At 43.9% G+C, this 25800-nt stretch carries 24 protein-coding genes; 15 read left to right on the top strand and 9 right to left on the bottom strand.

Annotated features, from left to right (window positions below; genetic code table 11):
* Window positions 1–2 precede the first annotated feature (2 nt).
* The 5 genes from ACRD7P_RS09910 (at window position 3) to ACRD7P_RS09890 (ending at window position 4378) form a co-directional block, all read left to right on the top strand.
* Entirely contained in the window at window positions 3–1028 is a 1026-nt protein-coding gene (locus ACRD7P_RS09910) for an iron chelate uptake ABC transporter family permease subunit (RefSeq protein ID WP_430907399.1), read from the top strand.
* Window positions 1029–1132: 104 nt separating this feature from the next.
* Window positions 1133–1828 carry an ABC transporter ATP-binding protein gene (locus tag ACRD7P_RS09905; protein ID WP_430907398.1) on the top strand — a complete coding sequence of 232 codons (696 nt, stop codon included), beginning with the start codon at window positions 1133–1135 and terminating at the stop codon, window positions 1826–1828.
* A gap of 64 nt (window positions 1829–1892) precedes the next feature.
* Window positions 1893–3236, top strand: coding sequence for a DNA recombination protein RmuC (rmuC, locus tag ACRD7P_RS09900; protein WP_430907441.1), 1344 nt, complete (start codon window positions 1893–1895; stop codon window positions 3234–3236).
* Between the two features lie 166 nt (window positions 3237–3402).
* Window positions 3403–3768, top strand: a complete 366-nt coding sequence (locus tag ACRD7P_RS09895) for a 6-phosphogluconate dehydrogenase (protein WP_430907397.1) — start codon at window positions 3403–3405, stop codon at window positions 3766–3768.
* Window positions 3769–3832: 64 nt separating this feature from the next.
* Window positions 3833–4378, top strand: a complete 546-nt coding sequence (locus ACRD7P_RS09890; RefSeq protein ID WP_430907396.1) for an acyl-CoA thioesterase — start codon at window positions 3833–3835, stop codon at window positions 4376–4378.
* Between the two features lie 172 nt (window positions 4379–4550).
* On the opposite strand, the gene pgl is transcribed toward ACRD7P_RS09890, so the two are convergent.
* Entirely contained in the window at window positions 4551–5270 is a 720-nt protein-coding gene (gene pgl, locus ACRD7P_RS09885; protein WP_430907395.1) for a 6-phosphogluconolactonase, read from the bottom strand.
* Window positions 5271–5376: 106 nt separating this feature from the next.
* A complete protein-coding gene (zwf, locus tag ACRD7P_RS09880) occupies window positions 5377–6906 on the bottom strand; it encodes a glucose-6-phosphate dehydrogenase (protein ID WP_430907394.1) in 1530 nt (509 codons plus the stop codon).
* A 156-nt stretch (window positions 6907–7062) separates the two neighbouring features.
* Here zwf and gndA point away from each other — a divergent pair, with 156 nt between their 5' ends.
* The 3 genes from gndA to ACRD7P_RS09865 all read left to right on the top strand — a co-directional run bounded on the left by gndA (window position 7063) and on the right by ACRD7P_RS09865 (window position 9883).
* On the top strand, window positions 7063–8472 hold the full coding sequence (gene gndA, locus ACRD7P_RS09875; RefSeq protein WP_430907393.1) for an NADP-dependent phosphogluconate dehydrogenase: 1410 nt from the start codon (window positions 7063–7065) through the stop codon (window positions 8470–8472).
* Window positions 8473–8591: 119 nt separating this feature from the next.
* On the top strand, window positions 8592–8942 hold the full coding sequence (locus tag ACRD7P_RS09870) for a GIY-YIG nuclease family protein (protein ID WP_430907392.1): 351 nt from the start codon (window positions 8592–8594) through the stop codon (window positions 8940–8942).
* Between the two features lie 104 nt (window positions 8943–9046).
* Window positions 9047–9883: an alpha/beta fold hydrolase gene (locus tag ACRD7P_RS09865; RefSeq protein WP_430907391.1), complete on the top strand. Its 837-nt coding sequence runs from the start codon at window positions 9047–9049 to the stop codon at window positions 9881–9883.
* Between the two features lie 125 nt (window positions 9884–10008).
* Here ACRD7P_RS09865 and carB read toward each other — a convergent pair whose 3' ends face one another.
* Both carB and rpmH read right to left on the bottom strand, forming a co-directional pair.
* Window positions 10009–12861: a carbamoyl-phosphate synthase large subunit gene (gene carB / locus ACRD7P_RS09860; RefSeq protein WP_430907390.1), complete on the bottom strand. Its 2853-nt coding sequence runs from the start codon at window positions 12859–12861 to the stop codon at window positions 10009–10011.
* Window positions 12862–12974: 113 nt separating this feature from the next.
* Window positions 12975–13142: a 50S ribosomal protein L34 gene (gene rpmH, locus ACRD7P_RS09855; protein ID WP_430907389.1), complete on the bottom strand. Its 168-nt coding sequence runs from the start codon at window positions 13140–13142 to the stop codon at window positions 12975–12977.
* Between the two features lie 302 nt (window positions 13143–13444).
* Between rpmH and ACRD7P_RS09850 the strand changes: the two genes are divergently transcribed.
* Entirely contained in the window at window positions 13445–14329 is an 885-nt protein-coding gene (locus ACRD7P_RS09850; RefSeq protein WP_430907388.1) for a DUF6263 family protein, read from the top strand.
* A gap of 3 nt (window positions 14330–14332) precedes the next feature.
* Window positions 14333–14848: a DUF2892 domain-containing protein gene (locus tag ACRD7P_RS09845; protein WP_430907387.1), complete on the top strand. Its 516-nt coding sequence runs from the start codon at window positions 14333–14335 to the stop codon at window positions 14846–14848.
* Between the two features lie 213 nt (window positions 14849–15061).
* Here ACRD7P_RS09845 and ACRD7P_RS09840 read toward each other — a convergent pair whose 3' ends face one another.
* On the bottom strand, window positions 15062–16003 hold the full coding sequence (locus ACRD7P_RS09840; protein ID WP_430907386.1) for a transglycosylase SLT domain-containing protein: 942 nt from the start codon (window positions 16001–16003) through the stop codon (window positions 15062–15064).
* Between the two features lie 55 nt (window positions 16004–16058).
* On the bottom strand, window positions 16059–16718 hold the full coding sequence (locus ACRD7P_RS09835) for an alpha/beta fold hydrolase (RefSeq protein ID WP_430907385.1): 660 nt from the start codon (window positions 16716–16718) through the stop codon (window positions 16059–16061).
* A 165-nt stretch (window positions 16719–16883) separates the two neighbouring features.
* On the opposite strand from ACRD7P_RS09835, the gene ACRD7P_RS09830 reads away from it, so the two are divergent.
* A complete protein-coding gene (locus ACRD7P_RS09830; RefSeq protein ID WP_430907384.1) occupies window positions 16884–17177 on the top strand; it encodes a GNAT family N-acetyltransferase in 294 nt (97 codons plus the stop codon).
* Window positions 17178–17244: 67 nt separating this feature from the next.
* Here the strand turns inward: ACRD7P_RS09830 and mtaB are convergent, their stop codons facing one another.
* The 3 genes from mtaB to ACRD7P_RS09815 form a co-directional block, all read right to left on the bottom strand.
* Entirely contained in the window at window positions 17245–18570 is a 1326-nt protein-coding gene (gene mtaB, locus ACRD7P_RS09825; RefSeq protein ID WP_430907383.1) for a tRNA (N(6)-L-threonylcarbamoyladenosine(37)-C(2))-methylthiotransferase MtaB, read from the bottom strand.
* Between the two features lie 87 nt (window positions 18571–18657).
* A complete protein-coding gene (locus ACRD7P_RS09820; RefSeq protein WP_430907381.1) occupies window positions 18658–19839 on the bottom strand; it encodes a GlmU family protein in 1182 nt (393 codons plus the stop codon).
* A 220-nt stretch (window positions 19840–20059) separates the two neighbouring features.
* The gene (locus ACRD7P_RS09815; protein WP_430907380.1) at window positions 20060–20356 is read right to left on the bottom strand and encodes a type B 50S ribosomal protein L31; all 297 of its coding nucleotides are present in this window, start codon (window positions 20354–20356) and stop codon (window positions 20060–20062) included.
* Window positions 20357–20529: 173 nt separating this feature from the next.
* On the opposite strand from ACRD7P_RS09815, the gene ACRD7P_RS09810 reads away from it, so the two are divergent.
* The 4 genes from ACRD7P_RS09810 (at window position 20530) to ACRD7P_RS09795 (ending at window position 25714) form a co-directional block, all read left to right on the top strand.
* Window positions 20530–21057 carry a DUF4199 domain-containing protein gene (locus ACRD7P_RS09810; protein WP_430907379.1) on the top strand — a complete coding sequence of 176 codons (528 nt, stop codon included), beginning with the start codon at window positions 20530–20532 and terminating at the stop codon, window positions 21055–21057.
* Window positions 21058–21172: 115 nt separating this feature from the next.
* The gene (locus ACRD7P_RS09805) at window positions 21173–22135 is read left to right on the top strand and encodes a glycosyltransferase family 2 protein (RefSeq protein ID WP_430907378.1); all 963 of its coding nucleotides are present in this window, start codon (window positions 21173–21175) and stop codon (window positions 22133–22135) included.
* 43 nt (window positions 22136–22178) lie between these two features.
* A complete protein-coding gene (locus tag ACRD7P_RS09800; protein ID WP_430907377.1) occupies window positions 22179–23888 on the top strand; it encodes a phospho-sugar mutase in 1710 nt (569 codons plus the stop codon).
* Complete coding sequence (locus tag ACRD7P_RS09795; protein ID WP_430907376.1) at window positions 23888–25714, top strand: ABC transporter ATP-binding protein; 1827 nt, start codon at window positions 23888–23890, stop codon at window positions 25712–25714. The genes ACRD7P_RS09800 and ACRD7P_RS09795 overlap by 1 nt, the downstream gene beginning before the upstream one ends.
* Window positions 25715–25800 lie beyond the last annotated feature (86 nt).

Raw genomic sequence — 25800 nt, 5'->3', positions numbered from 1 at the left:
CGATGCGGACTACCAGCAACAGATATTCTTTCCTACTGCTTGGTACGGCTTTGCTTTGTAGCCTACTCCTAAACGTTAGCCTAGGATCGGTAAACATCCCTTTTAAAGCCCTCTTGAACATTCTTTCTGGGGAGGCATCTAACGAATCATGGTCCTATATTATTTGGGACTACCGCCTCCCCAAAGCCTTTACCGCCATATTGGTCGGAAGCGGTCTGGGCATCAGCGGTCTTCTAATGCAGACCTTATTTCGCAATCCCTTGGCCGGGCCTTTTGTTTTGGGGATAAGTTCCGGGGCCAGCTTAGGTGCGGCCTTATTGCTACTGGGCGGAACCTTGTTATCGGGGGGAACCGCTTTTTATTTGGTGAACGACCTAACGGTAATCCTTGCGGCAAGTATTGGAAGTTTTATTGTATTGTTCGCCGTAATCCTTGTGGCCACAAGAATTAGGGATACCATGGCCCTGCTGATCATTGGTTTGATGTTCGGCAGCATTACCGCGGCCATGGTAAGTGTACTTTCCTATTTTTCCAGTGCGGAACAGCTCCAACAATTCATTTTTTGGTCCTTTGGAAGCGTAGGGAACTTAAGCTGGAACCAAGTTGCACTGCTTTCGGGAATCGTTATATTGGGTACTTCTTTGGGCGTATTATCCATAAAGGCGTTGAATGCCTTATTGCTGGGGGAGCACTATGCCCAGAGTATGGGTATCCGGTTAAAAAAAACCAGATACCTGATACTAGCGGCAGCAGGGCTACTTGCAGGTGGGATTACGGCTTTTGCCGGTCCCATCGCCTTTGTCGGGCTTGCGGTTCCACACCTTGCCCGCCAACTCTTTAATACCAATGACCATAAAATTCTGATTCCGGCCGTGTTTCTTTATGGAGCGATTTTAATGTTACTTTGTGATGCCGTGGCACAATTGCCCGGTTCCGCATCAGTACTTCCGATAAATGCCATTACCAGTATCATTGGCGCGCCCGTTGTCATTTGGCTATTGCTCCGTAAACGTAACATAGTGTTTTAACGCATACCTGAAAAACCATCAAGACTAAAGAACAACATATTACTCTGAGTACTACAAAGCTGGCCATAGGTTACGGAGCGGAACCTATTATAGGCGACATTACATTGGACCTACGGGCAGGTGAGTTATCGGCAATGGTCGGCGGTAACGGTGTCGGAAAATCGACCTTGTTACGGACCCTGGGAAACATACACCCCTCGCTTTCTGGGGAAATTAAGATAAATGGTGTTCCGTTACCCCAATTAGCCTCTGAAAAGGTTGCTACCACTATAAGCCTGGTATTGACCGAACCTTTGGCCACAAAAAATTTAACCGTATCGGAATTAGTGGCCCTTGGCAGACAGCCCTATACCAACTGGATAGGAACACTGACCAAGAACGATACACAAAAAATAGCGGAGGCCATAAAAATGTTGGACCTAGGGGAACTTAGCCAAAAAAAGTGCCATACGTTAAGCGATGGACAATTGCAGCGCGTATTGATTGCAAGGGCTTTGGCGCAGGATACCGATATCATGTTGCTGGACGAGCCGACCACCCATTTGGATTTCTATCATAAGGTCGGTATCTTCAAACTTCTCAGAAGTATTGCCCATAAAACGAACAAGACCATTTTTTTTACCAGCCATGAGATAGAAATGTGCCTGCAGCTCTGTGATACCTTGCTTATCCTCAATGGAGCGGACAACCCTTTCGGAAAACCGTCCGAGCTTACGAAAAACGGACATCTTGATACCCTTTTTCCATCGGACACCGTAGTCTTCGATGCAAATACCAATAGCTTTCGCATACAAAAGTAAGCCTATGGACGTCTCACTTTTTCCGGGTGATCCCGTATCTTTACGGGAAACACCGCTCGTTGCAATGGACCCATATTTGATCTATACATTACTTACCCTTTTGTGCTTGGCATTAGGGTATCTATTAGGGGTTTACATCCAAAAACTAAAGACGCAGTCGCACCAAAGCGCATTGCACGAAAGGGAGCAACAGCTCCGTCAAAGCCTGACCGCTCTGGAAGATAGGCTGGCCGATTCGGAAGAACACAAAAATCGGCTACAGCAGGAAAAAGAAAATTTGGGCAACCAACTCGTCCGTACAGAAGCCGATATGGAAAACCTACGATTGAAAAATAGGGAGCAAAAAGAGGAGGTGGAGCAATTGCAAGAAAAATTCACCAAAGAATTTGAAAATTTGGCCAATAAGATATTGGAGGAAAAAAGCTTGAAGTTTACCGAAAGAAACGAAAAGAACATCAAGAACATTTTGACACCGCTAAACGAAAAAATACAACTTTTCGAAAAAAAGGTAGAAGAAAGTCAAAAGGAAAACATCAGCATCCATTCCGCCCTAAAAGAACAACTACTCAATTTACAGTCGCAAAACCTAAAGATTACACAGGAGGCCGAAAACCTGACCAAAGCCTTGAAAGGGGACAGTAAAATGCAGGGAAACTGGGGAGAACTGGTATTGGAACGGGTTTTGGAGAAGTCGGGACTGGAAAAAGATCGGGAATATTCCGTACAACAGCATTTTACTACGGCAGAAGGGAACCGTGTATTGCCCGATGTAATCATACACCTTCCCGATGGAAAAAAAATGGTCGTCGATTCAAAGGTTTCGCTTACCGATTATGAGCGCTATGTAAACGAGGAAGATGACGATTTGAGGGCCCGCCATTTGAAAGATCACATCAATTCCCTAAGAAGACATGTTGACCAACTTTCCGCAAAAAAGTATGAGGACCTTTATGAAATGGAAAGCCCGGACTTTGTACTCTTGTTCGTACCCATAGAACCCGCTTTTGCGATTGCCATCAATAATGACAACTTGTTGTACAATAAGGCATTTGAACAAAATATCGTTATTGTAACACCGTCTACCCTATTGGCGACCCTACGCACTATCGACAGCATGTGGAACAATGAAAAACAACAACGGAACGCCATAGAAATTGCACGGCAGGCGGGAGCGTTGTACGATAAGTTTGAAGGTTTTGTAACCGATTTGACCAAGGTGGGGAAAAAGATGGACGAGGCAAAATCGGAGTATAAAGGGGCCATGAACAAACTAGTGGAAGGTCGTGGTAACATCGTTATCAGTATCGAAAAGCTGAAAAAGATGGGGGCAAAGGCAAAAAAATCGATTCCCGACCCCATTTTAAAGCGGGCCCAGGAAGACGATTTTGAAGAAATAGGGAAGGTTTAGTGAGTGGTTAGTGGTTAGTGGTTAGTGGTTAGTGGTTAGTGGTTAGTGGTTAAAAAATAAAAATTAAAAAACTGGTTGAAAAATAGCAAATTTAAGTCATCTAACGGCCGTACCTCTTATATACAGCACTTCTTAACAAATTCCTAGGACACCGTAAAAACAATACATGAAGAAAATAATTACAATAGCAATTTTGGGCCTTATGGTCATATTGGCGGTATACTACGCCTTCATTTATTTTGTTCCCTATAGCGAAGGGGTACGCTCTGGCGAGCTGATAAAAATTAGTCACAAAGGGGTAGTAGTAAAAACTTGGGAAGGGGAAATTAGTCAAGGCGTTTCCGGGGCGCAAATTTTTACTTTTTCCGTACTCGACAAGGACGAACAAGTTATCGAAAAGCTTCAGGAATATCAGGGGAATTATGTAAAACTACATTATACAGAACGTTTTGCCACTTTCTTTTGGCTGGGCGATACCAAATATTTTGTAACCCAAGTTGAAAAAGAGCGGTCGCCACATTTGAGAAATTAAGGGTGTGCAATGAGCAGAAACTTTTGGTTTACTCATTTTCAGAGCGCAACAAAATCTTAAACAGATGAAAGAATACAAAACGGCCAGGGAGTCAAGGGTATCGATTACCGAATTGATGCTACCCTCCCACTCCAATTTTGGGGGCAAAATCCACGGTGGCCATATTTTAAGTTTAATGGATCAAATAGCGTTCGCCTGCGCCTCCAAACATTCCCAAAAATACTGTGTGACCGCATCGGTGAACCGGGTCGATTTTTTAAGTCCGGTAGAGGTCGGTGAACTGTTGACCCTTAAGGCATCTATCAACTATACCGGCCGTACCTCAATGGTTGTGGGTGTTCGCGTGGAATCGCAAAACGTGACCAGCGGAAAAAAAAGGCATTGCAACTCCTCCTACTTTACCATGGTCGCCAAAGATGACGAAGGAAACAGTACTCCCGTTCCGGGACTTTTAGTACAGGACGAACAGGGCATTCGCCGTTTTGCAAGGAGCAAGTTCCGAAAGGAGGCCGCTTTTAAAAGGGATACCAAATTTGACGAAAACAACTTTGACGCTTCCAAATACCAAAATGGATTGGCCGATGAAAATCTTAAGATAGCACTCAAGTAATACCATTTTAACATTGAAATTGTACGTATAGAAATAGAATTATTTTTTAGGTATTCAAGGCGAAAAATGGAAGCATAGTCGTAGCTACGGTTAGATTCCCAGTCAAGCTGGGGACAGGCTTTTTAAAGAAGAATAACTGAAAAAGAAACCATTTATTAGTGCTATTTCAAAGTTAAAATGTTTTAAGCCCTTGGGCCGCCTCAGCGTCCAAAAACCAGAGCAACTTCTGACTTTTTGGGGCTACCAAAGCTGCAGGGTATGCTTCGAACGAACCCTTTTTATGGATGATCTCCGCTACCTTTGGGGCCTTGTTTTTACCGGTGACCAAAAAAGCGACGATAACCGCATTATTGATTAGCTTGCCGGTAATGGTAATACGCTTTTGCCCGCTATCGGGATGTGTGGCCACTTCGCAGTACTTTTCAGATTGCCAAAGGGCGATTTCATGTGGAAAAATGGAAGCGGTATGCCCGTCATCCCCCATCCCCAATATGACCAGGTCAAATTGCGGAAGTCCGTCCACGGAAGGCAGATGGTCTTCCAACAGCGCGGCATAACGGGCCGCCTCTTTTTCAGGATCGTCCTCCCCAAGCACCCGATGTACGTTTTCTTTTGGAATCTTAATTTTGGACAACAGATGGGTCTCTGTCATCTTATAATTGCTTTGATCATCTTCCGGAGGAACACAGCGTTCGTCGCCCCAATACAAATGCACCTTGGACCAGTCGATATCGGCCTGAAAGTTGGCGGCCAGTTCATCAAAAACTACTTTGGGCGTACTACCGCCCGATAAAGCGATGTGCACCGTTTTTCTCGATGAAATCAAAATGGCCAAATAACGGGAAAAATCCACCGCAACATTTGCCTTGTCCGTTGCTATTTTTGTTTTCATTTACAAGTATTACCGAAACGTTTGTTACGCTTCACATTTACTATTCTACCGAAACTTTCTTTTGGGCCGTAAAAAGTATCGCCTTTTTTAAGTTTGTTCGGCCGTGCTAACAAATGACGCAGAATCCCGGATCATCCGCCAAATTTTTGCTCGGATTGCGCCATTCCCCTATTCCTTCGATCAGATCATGGCTGTTTTCAGGCCCCCATACCCCCGCAGAATACCCGTAGACCTTCTCGTCCGAATTTTTCCAATACTCCAAAATGGGATCTACAAATTCCCAAGCGGCCTCTACTTCATCTGCCCGTGCGTACAATGTAGCATCACCCTGCATGGCATCTAACAATAACCGCTCATAGGCTTCCATAACATGGGTCTCGGCCAAACTGGAATAGTAAAAATCGAGGTTTGCCCGTTCTACTTTAAACCCTTGACCGGGAACCTTTACCCCAAACTTGATCAAAATACCTTCATCGGGCTGTATGCGTATGACCAATTTATTGGCCTTGTCGTTAACCCCGGCATCCCTAAAAATTTGGTGGTGCGGCGATTTAAAATGGATGACCACCTCGGTTACTTTTGTCGGCATACGCTTGGCCGTACGTACGTAAAAGGGAACATCGGCCCATCGCCAATTGTCTACAAAAAACTTAATGGCGGCAAACGTTTCCGTGGTAGAATCGGGATCCACTCCTTCTTCTTCGCGATATCCGTTTACCCGCTCACCATCGATGGTCGAGCTGACATATTGTGCGCGTATGGTGTTTTCATGTAGTGTTTTGGCATCACGCATCACCCGTAAAGATTTCAAGGCCTTCACCTTTTCGTTTCTAATCTCCTCGGCATTTGCTCCTATAGGCGGTTCCATAACCACCAAGGATACTATCTGCAGTAGATGGTTTTGAAACATATCCCGCAAAGCGCCCGATTTATCATAATAGCCTCCCCTTTTTTCGACACCACCGCTTTCCGCATTGGTGATCTCCACATGGTGAATATAGTTTCGGTTCCAAAGCGGTTCAAAAATGCTATTGGCAAAACGGGTGACGAGCAGATTCTGTACGGTCTCCTTTCCCAAATAATGGTCGATTCTGTAAATCTGCGGTTCTTTAAAATACTTGTGAAGTCCGTCATTCAATTGCTTGGCGGTTTCCAAGCTATAGCCAAAAGGTTTTTCAACAATCAATCGTTTCCATCCCTTTTCCTCGGATGCTAATTGTTGTTCGCTGATATTTTTGGCAATCGCCTCATACAAGCTTGGCGGTGTTGAAAGGTAAAAGATATAGTTATGGTCCGTGCCGTGTTCGCTGTTCAAGGTCGTGATGCGTTCGGCCAACTGGGTGTACTCGGTATCATAATCGCTACCCAGGTCCGTATAAAAAATCTTGTTCGCAAACGCCTCGATCACATCGGCGGCGGCTTCCTTTAAATCGTTCTTTAAGTAGCTGCTTTCCAACACTACCCGTTTTCTAAAGTCTTCATCGGAGAGGTTGGACCTGCTTGCCCCAAGTACTACAAAGTTTTCGGGCAGGTGTCCCCCTTTGAACAAATTGTATATGGCAGGCACTAGTTTTCGTGCGGTGAGGTCGCCCGAGGCGCCAAAAATAACGAGCATTTGATTAGCTGTCTTCTTCATTTACTTGCTTCTATATAATATTCCGTAATGGGAGCCCCTCCCATTATTTAAATATAGCCAACCTGTCGGAGTTTCCAAGTCAATGGCGCTTAAAACTGAATATTTTCATTTAATTTTGAAACAAGCGACAGTAGCACTAACATATCCGTAAAAGAAATGAAAAAAGCATACGATTTTGGTTTGATAGGTCTTGGGGTAATGGGACGCAATTTTATATTGAACGTGGCCGATAACGGTTTTACGGCCTATGGTAATGATCTTGATGAGGAGAAGGTAAACGCTTTAAGGGAAGAAGGCGGCGATTTGGACAAGGTAAACGCTACTACCGACGTAGCCACCTTTGTAGCCGCGCTATCGAAACCCAGGAAAATCATGATGCTCGTTCCTGCAGGGAAGATCGTGGATGCGGTAATCGAAGGACTATTGCCACATATCGATGCGGGCGATATTTTGATTGACGGCGGTAACTCCTTTTTTACCGATACCGATCGGCGCGAGGCCTACCTTAGCGAAAAAGGAATCCACTTTTTTGGTGCGGGGGTCTCGGGAGGTGCAAAAGGAGCCCGCAAGGGACCCAGCATCATGCCCGGAGGCTCTAAAGAAGGGTATGCCGCCGTACAACCTATTTTTGAAGCGGTATCCGCGAAATACAAAGGAGAACCCTGTGTTGCGTATTTGGGACCAAAGTCTGCCGGAAACTATGTTAAAATGGTGCATAACGGCATCGAATATGGTTTGATGCAGCTTACCTCGGAAATTTACGACGTACTTAAAAAAGGTGGGGATTTTTCCAATGATGAACTGCATCGCACCTATAGCAACTGGAACGAAGGACGTTTACAGTCTTTTTTAGTAGAGATCACCTCTGAAATATTTGAACAGGAAGACCCACTTGGTGATGGAAGACTGGTCGATCAAATTCTGGACAAGGCCAAACAAAAAGGGACCGGAAAATGGACTTCACAAAACGCCATGGATCTTGGAATACCGGTACCATCCATTGATATTGCCGTTAGCATGCGCGAGATTTCCGCCCTAAAGGAAGAACGGGTACGGGCAGATGCGTTGTATGACAGGCCGCAGGTTAAAAAAATGGACAAGAAGGTGTTGGAAAAACTTTCGGAAGAAGCGCTGTATTTCGCCTTTATCATCACCTACGCCCAAGGGCTCCATCAATTGGCAGATGCCTCTAAAGAATATGGATATGATGTGGATATTGCCACCATTGCAAAAATCTGGCGTGCAGGTTGTATTATTCGGGCCGGGCTATTGGCCGATATTACCGAGGCATTCAAAGAAGATGCTTCCCTGCCAAACCTTTTGTTGTCACCATCCTTTATCGAAAAGGTAAGGAGTACCGTTGGTGCAGCACGAAAATTGGTCGCTTACGGTGCCGAAAATGGCATTCCGTTGCCAGCGCTATCAAACTCCCTTACCTATTTTGACGCCTATACCTCCTCCCGCTTGCCACTCAATGTTATTCAGGCACAACGCGATTATTTCGGGTCCCATACCTATGAGCGGCTCGACAGGGAAGGCATTTTCCATACCGAATGGGAGGCTTAACGGAATTCTGGAGTGAATTGCGATTATGGGGTATATAGCGGTTATTGGGCCATTCCGCACAACGGTTTTATACCATTTCTGGTGTTAGTAGGCTAAGCAATCTAAATCGTTTCCAAAAAATGCCAAAAACGAAATACAGCATTTATGTAATAGAACTTTCGAAACGGGTATTTACGGAAGACAGAAGGTTCCGCGAGGCCAATCCGCAGTTTAACGGGGTATTGCAATGCCTCTACGTAGGAATGACCAGCAAAACCCCTAAAGAACGTTTTGCGCAACATAAAAACGGATACGTTAACAAAAAGGGACACGGACTTGCCGCCAAAATCGTTCAAAAATATGGAATGTATTTGAGATCCAGTCTGTACCAACATATTTCCTCCATTGATTCAAGGGCGGAGGCATTAAAAATGGAAGCTACCTTGGCACTGGAGCTTCGACGCAAGGGATATGCGGTCTGGTATAATTGATATCATTTTAACTTTGAAACGGTATAAGGCGAATCAACAATGGTATGAAATGAGCAGAAACTTTTAGTTTCTTCATTTTCAGAAAACAGTAAAATTTTAAACAGATGAAAAAAGTATTGGTTCGGCTCGCTTCCCTCCTTTTTCCGAATAGGGTCGTAAAATTTGCCTTCAACCAACTGTCCAATCCGCAAGTACGAAAATTACGGGGCCATGAAGTAGCCGTTCTGGAAAAAAGTACCAAGGAAACCCTTGCCTTTAAAACCCATAGCATACAATGCTATCGATGGGGAGATGGTGCCGAGCGCGTTTTGCTCGTCCACGGCTGGGAGGGGCAAGCAGGAAATTTTTCGGACTTTATCGCCCCTTTGCTTTCCAAGGGTTATACGGTATATGCCTTTGACGCTCCCTCGCACGGGTATAGCAGCCGCGGCAACACCAACCTTTTTGAGTTCACGGAATTGGTAGGCCTTATGATACAAAAATACCGGGTAACCAAACTGATAAGCCATTCCTTTGGTGGCGTTGCCGTTACCTATGCGCTATACGAAAACCGGGATTTGTCTTTGAAGAAATATGTATTGCTTACCGTTCCGGATAAATTTAGCCAGCGTATCGACGACGTTTGCGAACAAATAGGAATTACCCCAAAAGTGAAGGCCAAATTGATACAACATATTGGCAATCAAACCCAATTGGACCTTACAACGACCAATGTGAGCTTTTTTGTTAAAAACATCAACGTTGACCATGCCTTGATCATTCATGATAAAAACGACAAGGTCATTCCTATCGAACGGTCAAAAAATGTACATCATCAATGGGCAAATTCTGAATTTCAAGAAATTACGGACACAGGGCACTTTCGCATTTTAAGAACACCAGCAGTAGTAGATCGGACCATAAACTTCTTAATTACCACCGCCTCAAACACCAACTGCTAATAAATACCATATTAAGTTTGAAATGGTATAATAGTTCAAAATCCCGTACAGGGACCGTATGACCATGTGCGGGATTTTCATTATTGTATTTCCAAGGATGTACGCTCCCCCTTTTCCTATCGGTCTTATTTAGATAAGTACATTTTTCTACGATGGTATAGGTCGTAAAACTGATCGTCCTTTAAGCTATCGATGAACAAAATACTCTCTCCGGTACTCTTCATCTCGGGGCCTAAATTTTTGTTCACGTTCGGAAACTTATTGAACGAGAAAACAGGCTGTTTAATGGCAAAGCCTTCCAGCTGTGGATCAAATGTAAAGTCCGTCACCTTGTTCTCCCCTAGCATCACCTTCGTTGCAAAATTCACATAAGGTTGTTTGTAGGCCTTTGCAATAAAAGGAACCGTTCGAGAGGCCCGTGGGTTCGCCTCGATGATATACACCTTGTCATCCTTGATCGCAAACTGAATGTTGATCAAACCTACCGTATTCAGTTCCAAGGCAATTTTCCGGGTATGGTCTTTTATTTGTTGCAGTACAAATTCTCCTAAGTTAAAAGGGGGCAACGTAGCATTGGAATCTCCGGAATGGATTCCGCAGGGCTCAATATGCTCCATAATACCGATAATCTGTACATTTTCGCCATCACATATGGCATCCGCTTCGGCTTCGATGGCACCGTCGAGGTAGTGGTCCAATAACAGTTTGTTGTTGGGTATCTTTCGCAACAGATCTACTACATGCGATTCCAGATCCTCCTTATTGATTACAATTTTCATACCCTGACCTCCCAAAACGTAAGAGGGACGAACCAATAGCGGGAATCCGAGTTCATCAGAAAGTTGCAGCGCCTCATCAGCGGTTTCCGCAGTGCCGAACCTTGGGTAGGGAATATTGTTTTCCTTGAGCAAGGTGGAAAAACTACCACGGTCCTCCGCCAAATCCAAGGATTCGAAACTTGTTCCGATAATTTTCACCCCGTATTTGGATAGTTTCTCGGCCAATTTCAAGGCGGTCTGCCCTCCCAATTGTACAATAACGCCCTCCGGTTTTTCGTGACGGATGATATCATAGATATGTTCCCAGAACACCGGTTCAAAATACAGTTTGTCAGCAGTGTCAAAATCGGTAGAAACCGTTTCTGGATTACAATTGATCATTATGGTCTCGTACCCACATTCGGCAGCTGCCAGCACACCGTGCACACAGCAATAATCGAACTCTATTCCCTGTCCGATCCTATTGGGTCCGGAACCGAGCACCACTATTTTCTTTTTATCGGTAACCACACTGTCGTTCTCTACATAGCGCTTACCGTCAGCAGTTTCGATCTCCGCCTCAAAGGTCGAATAATAATAGGGTGTCAAGGCCTTGAATTCCGCAGCACAGGTATCTACGAGCTTATACACCCTGTTAATGTTCAATTCGGTTCTTTTATTGTACACCTCGCTTTCATAACAATCGAGCATGTAGGCAATTTGCCGATCTGCAAATCCTTTTTGTTTGGCCTCCAAAAGCAACTCCCGCGATAAGGTGGCTATCGTATATTTTGAAATTTCCTTCTCTAAAAGGTGTAGTTCTTCATACTGCTTTAAGAACCACATGTCTATTTTGGTAATCTCATGGATGCGGCTCAACGGAATCCCAATTTGGATCGCATCATAAATGACGAATACCCGATCCCAACTGGGTACTGCCAGTTTTTCAAGAATCTGATCGTAATCCCGATATCCTTTGCCATCGGCACCAAGTCCGTTTCGTTTGATTTCCAACGATTGGGTCGCTTTGTGCAACGCTTCCTGAAAGGATCGGCCGATGCCCATCACCTCTCCTACCGATTTCATTTGTAGGCCCAAGGTACGGTCCGAACCTTCGAACTTATCAAAATTCCACCGTGGTATTTTTACGATAACATAATCCAAGGTAGGCTCGAACAAGGCCGAGGTGGAACGTGTAATCTGGTTTTCCAATTCGTCCAATGAATACCCGATGGCCAACTTGGTCGCGACCTTTGCTATGGGATATCCCGTGGCCTTCGATGCCAATGCGGAAGAACGGGAAACCCTTGGGTTGATTTCAATGGCAATGATGTCTTCGGCCTCATCGGGGCTCACGGCGAACTGTACGTTACAACCTCCTTCAAAGTCGCCGATACTGCGCATCATCTTAATGGCCATATCCCTCATTTTTTGAAAGGTACGGTCCGATAACGTCATTGCGGGAGCAACGGTAATTGAATCTCCGGTATGGATGCCCATGGGATCCATATTTTCAATAGTACAAATAATGACCACATTGTCATTTTTGTCCCGAAGCAATTCCAGTTCATATTCTTTCCAGCCCATTAAAGCCTTATCGATCATGACCTCATGAATCGGGGAAATCTCTAACCCACGACTCAACAGCTCATCAAAATCTTCTGGTTTATATACGATTGACGCTCCCGCACCGCCCAAGGTGTAGGATGCCCTGATGACCAAGGGGAAACCGAATTCCTGAGCGATCTCTTTTCCTTTTAAAAAGGAGGTAGCCGTTGCCTGTGGTGCCATACCGATACCGATCTTGAGCATCAGTTCGCGAAACTTTTCACGGTCTTCGGTAATATTAATGGCGTCGATATCGACCCCGATCAACTCTACCCCAAAATCTTCCCATATCCCTTTTTCGTCCGCTTCGATACAAAGGTTCAATGCCGTTTGCCCGCCCATAGTAGGTAACACAGCATCAATTTGTGGATGCGCTTTTAAGATCTCCACGATCGACTTGGTATTCAAAGGTTTCAAATACACATGATCGGCCATGGAAGGGTCGGTCATAATGGTAGCCGGGTTGCTATTGATCAAAATAGTTTCAATACCGTCTTCACGCAACGATCGTAACGACTGTGAACCTGCGTAGTCGAACTCACAGGCCTGACCTATTATTATAGGACCGGAACCAATAATCAAAATGGAGTTTAAATCTTTTCTTTTGGGCATTTTTGAGAGCGTATTTTATGTTAGTATTTCCTATTGTGCCGAAATATCAGCGCAAAAAAAAGGTGCTACTTTTAAAAAAGTAACACCATTTATATTTTAAAAATAATTTTGCATTATTTTTTGTGTCTCGGTTCTGAGGATACAGTGAGTTTCTTTCTTCCTTTGGCCCGTCGGCGCGCTAGCACCTTTCTGCCGTTGACAGAAGCCATACGTTCCCTAAACCCATGTTTATTCCTTCTTTTTCGTTTTGATGGCTGATATGTTCTTTTACTTCCGGGCATTTGCTATAGAATTGTGTTAAACCGAATTTACGTTGGCATTTCACATCCATACCGTAAAACTGGCCGCAAATATACAAAGAGTTTTTGCATTGCCAAACGCAATGCGCAAAATGTTTGTAAGAATTCCACTTTTTGTGACGCAATGCACAACTCGACTGGATGGCGATGACGATTAAGGTTTGTTATCATGTAAAATCCCTCCTAAAAAAGACCATCATACCCGTGAATATAGACCCCACAAGGGGAAAATTCGATTTGTTTTTATTACTTTTGCATGATTTTAAAAACCTATAGCATTACAAATGAAATTCGCCGTTACCACCTTTTTTATCTTGGTATTGGGAACCTTAGGGTTTTCCCAGACCACCCTTGGCTACGACTTAAAAAAAGACGAAGTATTTACCATTCAACAAGATGCTGAACAGGTGATTACCCAAAATATGGATGGCGCCGTACACGAAATAAGAAACAGTATCAATGGTGTCATAGAGTTTAAGGTAATCGGGGAAACGGACGGCAACTTTGAGATCGCCTTACGTTTTAAAGACCTCAATATGAAAATGACCTCCAGCATACAGGGAGAGCTAATGAACGTTAAGGCAAAGGAAGTTGAAGAAGGTGATATGCAATCGGAGATGTTCCATAGTCTTTTGGATATTCCCGTGACCATGACCTTATCCAAGACAGGCGCGATCATAGAGGTGATCGGCGGGGATAGTTTGGTTTTAAAAATGGCCGAGGCCTCCGGCATAGAGGACGAGTTTTCATTAAACATGATGAAGAAGTCGTTGGAAAAAGAATTTGGTTCGGAAGCGCTTTCCAACAGCTACGAGCAGATGACCTTTATTTATCCGTCAGAGGGAGTGCAGATCGGCGATACTTGGGAAAACGAATACGTTGGCAAATTGACGGCCAAAAACCTGTGGACGCTTACCGCAGTATCCGACACGGATGCGGAAATCAGTGGTTCGGCGGACGTGGTGATGGAAGTTTCCGAACCGACGACCTCAATGACCCTGAACGGTGAACAACAGACCACGGTGACCACCGACCGCAATTCGGGCTTCGTAAAAACGATGACCGTAGAAGGTTTGGCCGAAGGATCGGCCACCATGGCGCAATTGGGCGACCAGATCATACCCACAAAGATCAAATCGACCGTTACCTACCAATTAATCAACAACTAATACATGTTCAATAAAAATATTAAGTTGGTCATTGCGGCCTTGATCATTGGCTATGCAGTGTATCAATTTATAGAGGGAAACATCGGTAACGGTATTTTTTTGTTACTGCTTTCAGGTATTTTCATCTTTCTCTATTTCAGGAACGAGATGATTTTGTTGGCATTCCTAAGAATGCGAAAACAAGACCTTATCGGTACTCAAAAGTGGCTGGATAAGATCAACAAACCCGAGGCTGCCCTTACCGTCAAGCAACAGGGGTATTACAATTACCTTCACGGGATCATCCATTCCCAAAAGAACTTGACACAGGCCGAGAAATTCTTTAAAAAAGCCCTCAAACTGGGACTTACCATGGATTATGATGTGGCAATGGCCAAATTGAGCCTTGCAGGAATTGCGATGCAAAAAAGACGCAAACGTGAAGCTACTACCCTGCTGCAGGAAGCAAAAAAACTGGATAAAAACAATATGCTTACGGAGCAGATCAAAATGATGAAGGACCAAATGAAAAAAATATAGTGCTCCAGTAGATAACTTGAATTTCGGTCTTTTCCCGCTACTTATTTTCCAATCCATTTACGCATGCCAAGCGGCAACATAGGTACTGTATCCATAGCACTTTTTGACCGCGTGTTCGAAAGCGATTATGGCTTTACTTGCCATTGTTCATTTATACCATTTCTACCTTAAAATTACCCCTCAAAAATGGTATGAAAGTGTTCCGGTGTTCGGCTACTTGTAATAGCCTTTATTGGGAATTTGGATGGTGTACTTCTTTTTAGAGGCATTGTTCAAATGCGGCTGTCGTAACCACGGATTGTGCCTTTTTAACACTTTATAGCTGATCTCGTACTCCTTGGCAAAGTCCGCAAAACTAAAAACGGGTTCGTCCACTTCCACCTGAAAGGTCGGCACCGCATTGTACATGTCTTCCTCTTCTATTAAAAAACCATATTTTTCTGGACTATTCAAAATTTCCTTGATCGCCATAATGCGAAAAACGTACCTGCCGGTCTCTTGGCCCAGCAACAAATCGTAATAACTATCGGCTTTTTGTACACCCAAAAACTTATTGATCGATCCCGGTCCGGCATTGTACGAAGCCGCGGCAAGGGTCCAAGTACCAAAACGTTCCTTTGACTTTTTAAGATAACGACAGGCGACCTCGGTGGCCTTCTCCAAATGGTACCGTTCATCAACGTTACTATTGACCTCCAACCCGTACTCACGACCGGTCGCTTTCATAATTTGCCAAAAGCCGGTAGCACCCGCTGGCGACACCACATTCTGCAGACCACTCTCCGCGACGGCCAAATATTTAAAATCGTCCGGAATACCATTTTTTGCCAAAATCGGTTCAATAACAGGGAAGTATTTGTGTGCGCGTTTCATAAGCAATACCGCATTGGACTGCCAATAGGTGTTTACCAGAAACTCCCGGTCTACCCGTTCCAAAACCTCAGGGTCGTCCAAAGGAACCGTCTCCCCTGCAAAGTTGAGATCGGCAGGAATATCGATGGCCGTTATTTGATAAGCACCCGTATTTACCGTTGTATCCTTCTCGTCATCGTCATTTTCCACTGTGTCCTGTCTGCTTTCCTGAACGGCAAAAACAAGCGTACTGATGACGAAAAAAACGCCCAGTAGCATTAAAGTATTTTTTAAAAATTTCATCGCTATGTTTTAGAATTACCCAAAGGTATGTTACCCTTATAGTATTACAACTTTTTTATTCGGAAATAATTGTGGGCAAGTGGTCATTAAACCATTTGGCCCGGTGAATGATCATGGTATGCGTACCGTTTTTGACCCGGATACATTCAGAAATATTTGCAATGGGAAACACGGCATCCTTGTCGCCGTGGATATGAACAAGATTGTCGATAGGACTTTTATGCTTCCAATTTACAATTTGGTCAATGGACCAATCGATATAATATTTGTCCCTTATGGAAAGGTACTCCTCATACAGCGCAAGTCTTTTCGGTACGGTTTCGCCAAAGGCGTATTTTGCAAGCAGTTCTACGTTGTTCACCAAGCCGGTCGGCAATAACTTATGGACTTTGGTATATTTTGCGAACAGCATCCGTTTTGGAAGTTCCGACTCGTGTTTTACACTGGAAACGACGATAACTTTTTTAGGCTTAACAAAGGGTTCCATTTCCTGTACCAACAGCCCCCCGAAAGATACGCCGACCAAAACACAATTCTCATGTTCGACCTGTTGCGCCATTTCTTCGGCATATTCGGATAGTGTAGTTCCCTTTTTTGGTACGAACCACGAAAGCAAATGCTGGCGGTACCGATCTTTTGGCAGTCGAATATGCTTAAAAATCGAGGGGTTGGCCGCCATTCCGGGCATAAAATAGACATGGGTAATATCGGTCATTGCACTACAAAGCTTATGATTTTACTAGGAATTTAGCATTTTTTTAAGTACTTTTGCATTGAAAGTAAGATAATCCCTCAGTTTTAACTTTATTACAACATTTTCGAAATTACGATTGATCTGTCGTGATTTTTTTGTCTAAGACCAATTTTAAAATCACACTATATGAATGAAGTAGAAATTAAAGACAACAGTTTCTTGCGCCAATTTGAAACAAATGTTGATGGACATTTGGCTAAAATTGAGTATTCCTCTCAAGAACGTAAGGTCTTTTTAACAAAGCTGGTGATTCCTGAGGAAATCCAAAGAGAATCCTTTAAGGAAGATTTTATCAAATCGGTTTTACATCATATCCAGGACCAAAATTTAAGAGTGGTTCCCACAAGTCCGCAAATTGCTGGATTTCTAAGAAAAAATAGGCAGTATAAGGAAATGTTGCCAGTGGGCATCCGCATCTAAGGACCTGATGAACGATTTTAAAAAAACCTCCAACGTGGAGGTTTTTTTATTGGCACCTATTTGCGATTTACTCCACTACGGCGGCCATCCACCCAAAACGGACAAGCCCATCCTCATCGATCCGCAAAAGCTTCACCTCATGTAATGTATTCACCAAGTCGGGATTCCAAGGGGCCTTTACCTTTACATAGTTCTCCGTAAACCCATGAATGTACCCTTCCTTGTTTTCCCCTTCAAAAAGCACGGTACGCGTCGTACCCAATTGCCCCTCATAAAAAGCCCTTCTTTTTTTTACGGAAAGTCCCCGTAGCATTTTACTACGCTTCCGGCGGATTTCCGGTGCTACTGGCTCGCTCATCTCTGCGGCAACGGTATTGTCGCGTTCGGAATATGTAAATACGTGGAGGTAGGAAATCTCCAGGTCATTGAGAAAATGATAGGTTTCCAAAAACTGTTCGTCCGTTTCGCCGGGAAAACCAACGATTACATCCACGCCGATACAGGCATGGGGCATAACGTGCTTAATCCGATGTACCCTATCGACATACAGCTCGGTAAGGTATCTTCTCCGCATCTGTTTTAAAATAGCATCGTTACCGCTCTGCAAAGGAATATGAAAATGGGGTACAAATGCCTCGCTCTTGGCTACAAAATCGATGGTTTCGTTGCGGAGCAGGTTCGGTTCTATAGAAGAAATGCGCAAACGCTTTATGCCCGCTACCCGATCTAAGGCCTTGACCAGATCTAAAAACGTATGTTCGTGTTTTTTGTTCCCGAACTCTCCCTTGCCATAATCCCCTATGTTTACACCGGTCAATACAATTTCCTTAATTCCCTGGCTTGAAATCTCGGCTGCATTCTGCAGCACATTCTGTAAGGTATCGCTACGCGATATGCCCCTGGCCAAGGGTATGGTGCAATAGGTACATTTATAGTCGCAACCGTCCTGCACCTTCAAAAACGCGCGCGTACGATCGCCGATCGCATAACTGCCCACATAAAAATCCGCTTCCTGAATTTCGCAGGAATGCACTTCACCAAAGTCATTTTTACTCAGGTCGTTGATATAATCGGTGATCTTAAATTTTTCGGTAGCGCCCAAAACTAGATCTACACCGTCCACTGCCGCCAATTCGTTCGGTTTTAACTGGGCATAACACCCTACCGCCGCAACAAAAGCCATGGGATTAGCTTTTTGGGCCTGTTTTACGATAGTCTTAAAGCGTTTGTCCGCATTTTCCGTAACCGAACAGGTATTGATCACATACATATCGGCAGGTTGGTCAAATGCAACCCGATCAAAACCTTCCTGTTCAAAACCTCTGGCGATTGTAGAGGTTTCCGAAAAATTGAGCTTACAACCCAAGGTATAGAATGCGACTTTCTTTTTCATTATATCAACAAAAGGGTTTCAATATTGCGATTCGCTAAAGTCCCGATACCGCTTACTACGACAGCGGATTGCCAAAAAACAAATAGATCAGTTGTCATAGTTTCTCCATTTACGGGTTTCATCAAAAACATGCTCCAAAATTCTGGCCTCAACGGCATCGAACTCCACTGCCCTTCGGGCCATCATTACCTTTGCGGTATCAAAAGCCTTGTTCGTAGGATAGGTACTAAAGCCAGAGGCACCGCCCCAACTAAAACTGGGAATAAAATTTCTTGGGAATCCGGGAACATATACATTACAGTTTACCCCTATTACCGTACCGGTATTGAACATAGTATTGATGGCAGTTTTACTATGGTCGCCCATCATCAGACCACAAAATTGTAGCCCGGTGTGCTCAAATTTCTCGGTAGCGTAGTTCCATAAACGCACTTTGGCGTAATTATTCTTTAGGTTGGAGTTGTTGCTATCCGCACCAATATTGCACCACTCCCCCAATACCGCATTTCCCAGGTATCCTTCGTGTCCCTTGCTCGAATAGCCGAACAATACGGAATTACTGATCTCGCCACATACTTTCCCAAACGGACCGATGGTCGTGGCACCATAAATTTTGGCCCCCATTTTTACCGTTGCGTTGTCGCAAAGCGCCAAAGCACCGCGAATAAGGCTCCCTTCCCACACTTGAGCGTCCTTTCCAATATATATAGGACCTTCCGTTGCGTTCAAAATACTATGCTCCACGCTGGCACCTTCTTCCAAAAAAATCTGGTCGGGATTGATAAGGCTATTGGTCGGGGAAATGGGCGCGCTTTTTCGGTCTTTGGTAATCATATCGAAATCGGCCTGGAGCGCATCTTCATTTTTGGAAAAAATATCCCAGGTATGCATAATTCGCAAGGGTACTTCGTTAACGGCGATACAGTTAAAGTCCGTCAAAACAAAGGAATCGTTTACCGATTCCGTTCGATAGGCCACCACCACTCCATCCCAAAGCAAAGCCTCTTTTTCCTTCAAGGCGTTTACCTGACGGATAAGATCGGGATTCGGCAAAAACGATGCATTGATCATCGTATTGGTACGCCCCGCCTTTAAGGGATATTTCTCGGAGAGATAGTCCTCCGTTTTTGTACTGATCGCTTGCCCAAGATAACGCTCCCATTTTTCGCGTATGGTCAATATTCCAACACGAATATCGGCAACGGGCCGGGTAAAGGTAAACGGTAATAGGTTGTTTCGCACTTCCCCATCAAAAAGGACGTAATTCATAAGTATCAAATGTTTGCGACAAAAATAGTAAAGCTGCTCTGGAAAATGGCAACATCAAGCCCTTACCGAACATAAGTGCGTTTCGCTAAATGGCGTATTATACAATTTTAAATGAAAAATGGTATAACATACAAAATCATGACCGGAACAATCTTTCTGAAACATACAAAAAACGCCTTCGAATTTCGAAGGCGTTTTACTGTAAAATGTGTCAAAAATATTATTTACCCTCTTCCTTTGGAGCTTCCTCCTCCACTTTGGCAGGTTTCTTTTTAAACTTTTCGTATTTGCTTTTGAACTTGTCGATTCGTCCGGCAGTATCCAAGAATTTCGCTTTTCCAGTATAAAATGGATGCGATGTTCGTGAAATTTCGAGTTTTATCAACGGATAATCAACGCCGTCCACCGTTAAGGTTTCCTTCGTTTCAGCTGTTGATTTTGTAATGAACACATCGTCGTTGGACATGTCTTTGAAAGCGACCAAACGATAGCTTTCCGGGTGTATCCCTTTTTTCATTGTAGTAACATTTATCGCGCCCATTCCGACAGGCACTATTTTTGGACTGCAAATTTAGTTAATTTTCAGAAACACGCAATACAATAGCCAAAAAGAAAAACCAAAATTTAAGCCGTTATTTGTAACCGAAGATCCTTTTTTGATACTAATGCCTTGAAACAACAACTATAAAAATGGAAACAACACCACCAAAAACCGGGAAATTCGGACTTGTATACGGGCTTATATTGTCCGCAATAAGCGTCGCCTTAGGCCTTATCCTCTATTCTCAAAACCTTCACTATGAGCGTGGATGGGCCGTAAATTTAGTAAGCGTTATCATCATGATCAGTGTGATATCCATAGGAATCTATCAATTTAAAAAAGCAAATGCCGGTTTTCTTAGTTTGGGACAGGCTATGAAAGTAGGATTGGGCATCGCCGTCATTGCCGGTATTGTAGGGGTGTTGTGGCAAATGGTTTTCATGAACGTAATCGAACCGGACTTTATGGAGAACGTTGTAGAAAGGAGCAAAGTAGAAATGATACAACAAAACCCCACCTTGACCGATGAACAAATCGCCCAAGGTGAAAAAACGATACGCATGTTCACAAAACCCTCTGTAATGGCCGTTATGGGGCTGGTGGCCAGCTTGTTTTTTGGCTCCATCATATCTTTAATTGCGGGGCTTATCATGAAAAAACAAAACGTACAAGATTAAGTTCAAAATCGTATTTTTGAAGCGATATTTGAAAATACGGTATACTGCAGGTGCACATTATTGCTATTTTGTTTACGCAGACCGTTGTAGTCATTATACCCGTCAGTTATACTGAATGAACCTATCCGTTGTAATTCCCTTATTGAACGAGGACGAGTCCCTTACAGAACTTCACAAATGGATCGTGAACGTCATGCAGGAGCATCGCTTCTCCTATGAAATTCTTTTTATAGATGACGGGAGCTCCGACAATTCGTGGAATATCATATCCGAGCTTTCCCGGAAAGATCCTTCGGTCAGGGGAATACGATTTCTAAGGAACTTTGGAAAATCACAAGCATTGCATGCAGGCTTTAAAGCGGCCATGGGCGATGTTGTTATTACCATGGATGCGGACCTCCAGGACAATCCCGAAGAAATTCCGGAATTGTACGACATGATCGTAACTGGAAAATACGATTTGGTTTCGGGCTGGAAAAAAAAACGTTTCGACTCCATTCTTTTCAAAAACCTCCCTTCCAAACTGTTCAATTGGGCGGCCCGAAAAACCTCGGGAGTACAACTGAACGATTTTAATTGTGGACTAAAGGCCTATCGAAAAGAAGTTATAAAAACCATTGAAGTCTCGGGAGAAATGCACCGTTATATCCCTGTACTTGCCAAAAATGCCGGTTTTGGGGTAATCGGCGAAAAAGTGGTACAACACCAGGCCCGTAAATATGGGAAAACCAAATTTGGCATGGAACGGTTCATTAACGGTTTTCTAGATTTGATCACCATTTGGTTCGTTTCCAAATTTGGTAAACGGCCCATGCACCTGTTCGGGGCTTGGGGGGTGGTCATGTTCATTATCGGATTCGGATTTTCGGTGTATTTGGGAATAGACAAACTCTTCATCAATAAAACCGGAAGATTGATTACCGATAGGCCCCAGTTTTTTATTGCGCTTACGGCCATGCTCCTCGGTACACAGCTTTTTTTGGCAGGATTTTTAGGGGAAATCGTTATCCGTTCCAAAACCAACGGTAACCGCTATAGTATCGCCGAAGAAATTGAACCGCTCCAAACCGCGCGCTAAAATTCTTTGTATTTTTGAAGAATAACCTTGTTGCAAAACGATGATGAATACAATTTTAGATACCGCCAAAAGCTGGCTTACCGACTTTTTTGACGCCGACACCAAAAAAGAAATCTCCGCACTGATCGAAAATGACACCGAAGAATTACAGGATCGTTTTTATAAAAACATGGAATTTGGTACCGGTGGTATGCGTGGCATCATGGGGGTTGGCACTAACCGTATTAATAAATACACGCTAGGAAAAAGCACCCAAGGCCTGAGCAACTATTTAAAAAAAACATACACGGATACCGACATACAAGTCGTTATAGCCTACGATTGTCGTCACAACAGTGATACGCTTGCGCGGACCGTGGCCGAAGTGTTCTCCGCCAATGGAATCAAGGTCTTTCTGTTCTCGGAATTGCGCACCACCCCGGAACTATCTTTTGCGGTCAGGCATTTAAAATGTCAAGCCGGTATTGTATTGACGGCCTCGCACAATCCTCCGGAATACAATGGCTATAAAGTGTATTGGACCGATGGCGGACAAATTGTACCGCCACAGGATGGGGCCATTATCGAAGAAATTAATGCGTTGTCCTATGAGGATGTGAACTTCAAGGCCAACGAACAACTTATTTCCTTAATCGACAAGGAAGTGGACGAAGCCTTTATTACCGCCTCAGTCGCCAATGGCAGCTTTAATGCGGACGGAAAAGATAATTTTAAAATAGTGTTCACCTCCTTGCACGGTACCTCCATAACCGCAATACCTGAAGTTTTAAAAAGAGCGGGGTATAAGAACGTTACCATTATCGAGGAGCAGGCCGAACCCGACGGAAACTTCCCTACCGTTGACTCTCCCAACCCAGAGGAAACGGAGGCCCTTTCCATGGCCATAGCAAAGGCTGAAGCGATAGGTGCCGATATGGTAGTGGGTACCGACCCTGACAGCGACCGCCTAGGAATTGCGGTACGCAACCTGGACGGTAAAATGGAAATTTTAAATGGAAATCAGACCATGGTACTGATGACGGACTTCCTGCTGAAAAAAAGAAAAAACAAAGGGTTCAAAGGCAATGAATTTATCGCGACCACCATTGTATCCACCCCAATGATGGAGGCCATGGCAAAATCGTACGGCGTTGAATTCAAAACCGCGTTGACCGGTTTCAAATGGATCGGTAAAATGATCAAGGATTTTCCCGAGTCGGAATTTTTAGGAGGTGGAGAAGAGAGTTTCGGGTATATGGTCGGTGATTTTGTACGTGACAAGGATGCCGTGACCGCTACCCTACTGGCATGTGAAATCGCAACACGGGCAAAAGCCAACGGCAGCTCTTTTTTCGAAGACCTGATATCCTGTTATGTTGCTTATGGTTTTTACAAGGAAAAACTGATATCGTTGACAAAAAAAGGAATCAGTGGCGCCGAAGAAATAAAGCAAATGCTTATCGATTTCAAGGAAAACCCCGTGGTATCGGTCGCCGGTTCAAAAGTTAAGTGGATCGAAGACTACAATACGGGCATTGCCAAAAATGTGCTTAGCGGTGAAGAAAAAACCATGGATATCCCCAATAGCAATGTATTGATATACGAAACGGAAGATGGTACCCGAATCGCGGCAAGGCCGAGCGGTACGGAACCAAAAGTGAAGTTCTACATCAGTACCAACACGGTTATGGAAAATGCTTCGGAATTTAAGGCAACGGACGGCGAGCTCAACGATAAAATAGCACGCATCGTTGCCGAACTCAATTTGGGTTAATGAACTATTTTAAAAAGATCCTTCGCTTTGCGAAGCCTTACCGGAAGTACGGTTACCTGAATATTTTCTTTAACGTGCTATATGCATTGTTTAGTGCGCTTTCTTTCGCTGCATTGATTCCCATGTTGGATGTGCTTTTCGATAAAAGCAAAAAAGTGAATACGGCCCCTGTCTATAAAGGTTTTCGTTTTATCAAAGACTATATTCAAGATTATATGAATTACTGGGTAACCCAGTATTCCGGTGATGATGAAATGAAGGGGCTCATTCTTGTAATCGGGCTCGTTCTTGTTCTTTTTCTTTTCAAAAATGTTTTCAATTATTTGGCAATGTACTTTATTACATTCCTTAGGAATGGGGTTTTAAAGGACATTCGAAATAAAATGTACAAGAAGATCACGGATCTTCCAATCTCCTATTATTCCGAAAAAAGAAAAGGGGATGTAATCGCTAGGATAACATCCGACGTGCTTGAAATCCAACATTCCTTCCTTTCTGTTTTAGAACTTATCGTGAGAGAACCGTTGACCATTGTGTTCACCATATTGATTATGTTTGGAATAAGCGGAAAGTTAACCTTGTTCGTATTTATTTTTATTCCCGTAGCTGGAAGTATTATATCGAGAATAGGAAAATCCCTAAAGAAGAAATCCGATAATGTTCAAAAAGAGCAAGGAGAGTTTCTATCCGTAGTAGAAGAAACACTTGGTGGTCTTAGAGTGATTAAATCTTTTAATTCCGAATCTAGATTCTACAAGGTTTTTAGTGGTTCTACCAAACGCTTTTTTAAATATTCGAACAGTTTGCTCAACCGTCAAAACCTGGCATCCCCGACCGGGGAGTTTTTAGGGATATTGGTTATTGGCGTGCTGCTTTGGTTTGGCGGAAAAATGGTGCTGGTAGACGAAACATTGGACGCCTCATCTTTTATAGCCTATATGGGATTGGCCTACAATATCCTTACTCCTGCCAAGGCCATCAGTAAAGCCTCCTATGGGGTTAAAAAAGGGAATGCGGCCGCTGAAAGGGTACTGGAAATATTGGAGACCGAAAACCCGATTTCCGAAGTGCCCGATGCGCTTGAAAAAGAACATTTTGAGACGGGAATCACCCTTACCGATGTGTCCTTTAAATATGAAGATGAATTTGTATTGCGGCATTTCGACCTGCAGGTACCAAAAGGGCATACCGTGGCCCTGGTCGGGCAGTCGGGAAGCGGCAAAAGCACCATTGCCAATTTAGTGACCCGCTTTTACGATGTCAATGAGGGAAGCATCGCAATAGATGGCACCGATATCAAACAGCTTACAAAAAAGTCGTTAAGAGGCCTGCTCGGGTTGGTGACCCAGGACTCTATACTGTTCAATGACACGGTGGCCAAAAACATAGGACTTGGAAAAGAAAATGCTACCCAAGAAGAAATCATGGAAGCCGCTAAAATTGCGAATGCCCATGATTTTATAAACGAACTTCCTAAGGGATACGACACCAATATCGGAGATAGCGGCAATAAACTCAGCGGCGGACAAAAGCAGCGGCTTTCCATAGCCCGTGCGGTATTGAAAAACCCACCGATCATGATTTTGGACGAGGCCACATCCGCCCTGGATACCGAAAGTGAACGTTTGGTACAGGATGCCCTGGAAAAAATGATGCGCAACCGAACTTCCATCGTAATCGCGCACCGGCTATCGACAATTCAAAACGCCGACACTATCGTAGTCCTTCAAAAAGGGGAAATTGTGGAACAAGGCACCCACGAAGCATTGGTTGCGGCCAATGGCACCTATAAAAAATTGGTGACCATGCAATCGTTAGGCGCCTAATACCACGGTGAACACCATATTATTCCGATGAATTGCCCAAAACATTCTTTTAATCAGGGCCTTATTAAACCTTTTTATTAAATTCA

The sequence above is a fragment of the Maribacter sp. 2-571 genome, assembly GCF_050589625.1.
GTDB lineage: Bacteria > Bacteroidota > Bacteroidia > Flavobacteriales > Flavobacteriaceae > Pelagihabitans.
This window is presented reverse-complemented; position numbering and strand designations above follow the sequence as displayed.

Coding starts and splice junctions, on each gene's coding strand:
- ACRD7P_RS09890 (WP_430907396.1), top strand. CDS start 3,833: ATGAAAGAATACAAAACGGCCAGGGAGTCAAGGGTATCGATTACCGAA.
- ACRD7P_RS09850 (WP_430907388.1), top strand. CDS start 13,445: ATGAAATTCGCCGTTACCACCTTTTTTATCTTGGTATTGGGAACCTTA.
- ACRD7P_RS09815 (WP_430907380.1), bottom strand. CDS start 20,356: ATGAAAAAAGGGATACACCCGGAAAGCTATCGTTTGGTCGCTTTCAAA.
- ACRD7P_RS09865 (WP_430907391.1), top strand. CDS start 9,047: ATGAAAAAAGTATTGGTTCGGCTCGCTTCCCTCCTTTTTCCGAATAGG.
- pgl (WP_430907395.1), bottom strand. CDS start 5,270: ATGAAAACAAAAATAGCAACGGACAAGGCAAATGTTGCGGTGGATTTT.
- ACRD7P_RS09840 (WP_430907386.1), bottom strand. CDS start 16,003: ATGAAATTTTTAAAAAATACTTTAATGCTACTGGGCGTTTTTTTCGTC.
- ACRD7P_RS09805 (WP_430907378.1), top strand. CDS start 21,173: ATGAACCTATCCGTTGTAATTCCCTTATTGAACGAGGACGAGTCCCTT.
- ACRD7P_RS09845 (WP_430907387.1), top strand. CDS start 14,333: ATGTTCAATAAAAATATTAAGTTGGTCATTGCGGCCTTGATCATTGGC.
- mtaB (WP_430907383.1), bottom strand. CDS start 18,570: ATGAAAAAGAAAGTCGCATTCTATACCTTGGGTTGTAAGCTCAATTTT.
- ACRD7P_RS09910 (WP_430907399.1), top strand. CDS start 3: ATGCGGACTACCAGCAACAGATATTCTTTCCTACTGCTTGGTACGGCT.
- rpmH (WP_430907389.1), bottom strand. CDS start 13,142: ATGCCCGGAAGTAAAAGAACATATCAGCCATCAAAACGAAAAAGAAGG.
- gndA (WP_430907393.1), top strand. CDS start 7,063: ATGAAAAAAGCATACGATTTTGGTTTGATAGGTCTTGGGGTAATGGGA.
- ACRD7P_RS09820 (WP_430907381.1), bottom strand. CDS start 19,839: ATGAATTACGTCCTTTTTGATGGGGAAGTGCGAAACAACCTATTACCG.
- ACRD7P_RS09800 (WP_430907377.1), top strand. CDS start 22,179: ATGAATACAATTTTAGATACCGCCAAAAGCTGGCTTACCGACTTTTTT.
- rmuC (WP_430907441.1), top strand. CDS start 1,893: ATGGACCCATATTTGATCTATACATTACTTACCCTTTTGTGCTTGGCA.
- ACRD7P_RS09835 (WP_430907385.1), bottom strand. CDS start 16,718: ATGACCGATATTACCCATGTCTATTTTATGCCCGGAATGGCGGCCAAC.
- ACRD7P_RS09795 (WP_430907376.1), top strand. CDS start 23,888: ATGAACTATTTTAAAAAGATCCTTCGCTTTGCGAAGCCTTACCGGAAG.
- zwf (WP_430907394.1), bottom strand. CDS start 6,906: ATGAAGAAGACAGCTAATCAAATGCTCGTTATTTTTGGCGCCTCGGGC.
- ACRD7P_RS09810 (WP_430907379.1), top strand. CDS start 20,530: ATGGAAACAACACCACCAAAAACCGGGAAATTCGGACTTGTATACGGG.
- carB (WP_430907390.1), bottom strand. CDS start 12,861: ATGCCCAAAAGAAAAGATTTAAACTCCATTTTGATTATTGGTTCCGGT.
- ACRD7P_RS09870 (WP_430907392.1), top strand. CDS start 8,592: ATGCCAAAAACGAAATACAGCATTTATGTAATAGAACTTTCGAAACGG.
- ACRD7P_RS09830 (WP_430907384.1), top strand. CDS start 16,884: ATGAATGAAGTAGAAATTAAAGACAACAGTTTCTTGCGCCAATTTGAA.
- ACRD7P_RS09895 (WP_430907397.1), top strand. CDS start 3,403: ATGAAGAAAATAATTACAATAGCAATTTTGGGCCTTATGGTCATATTG.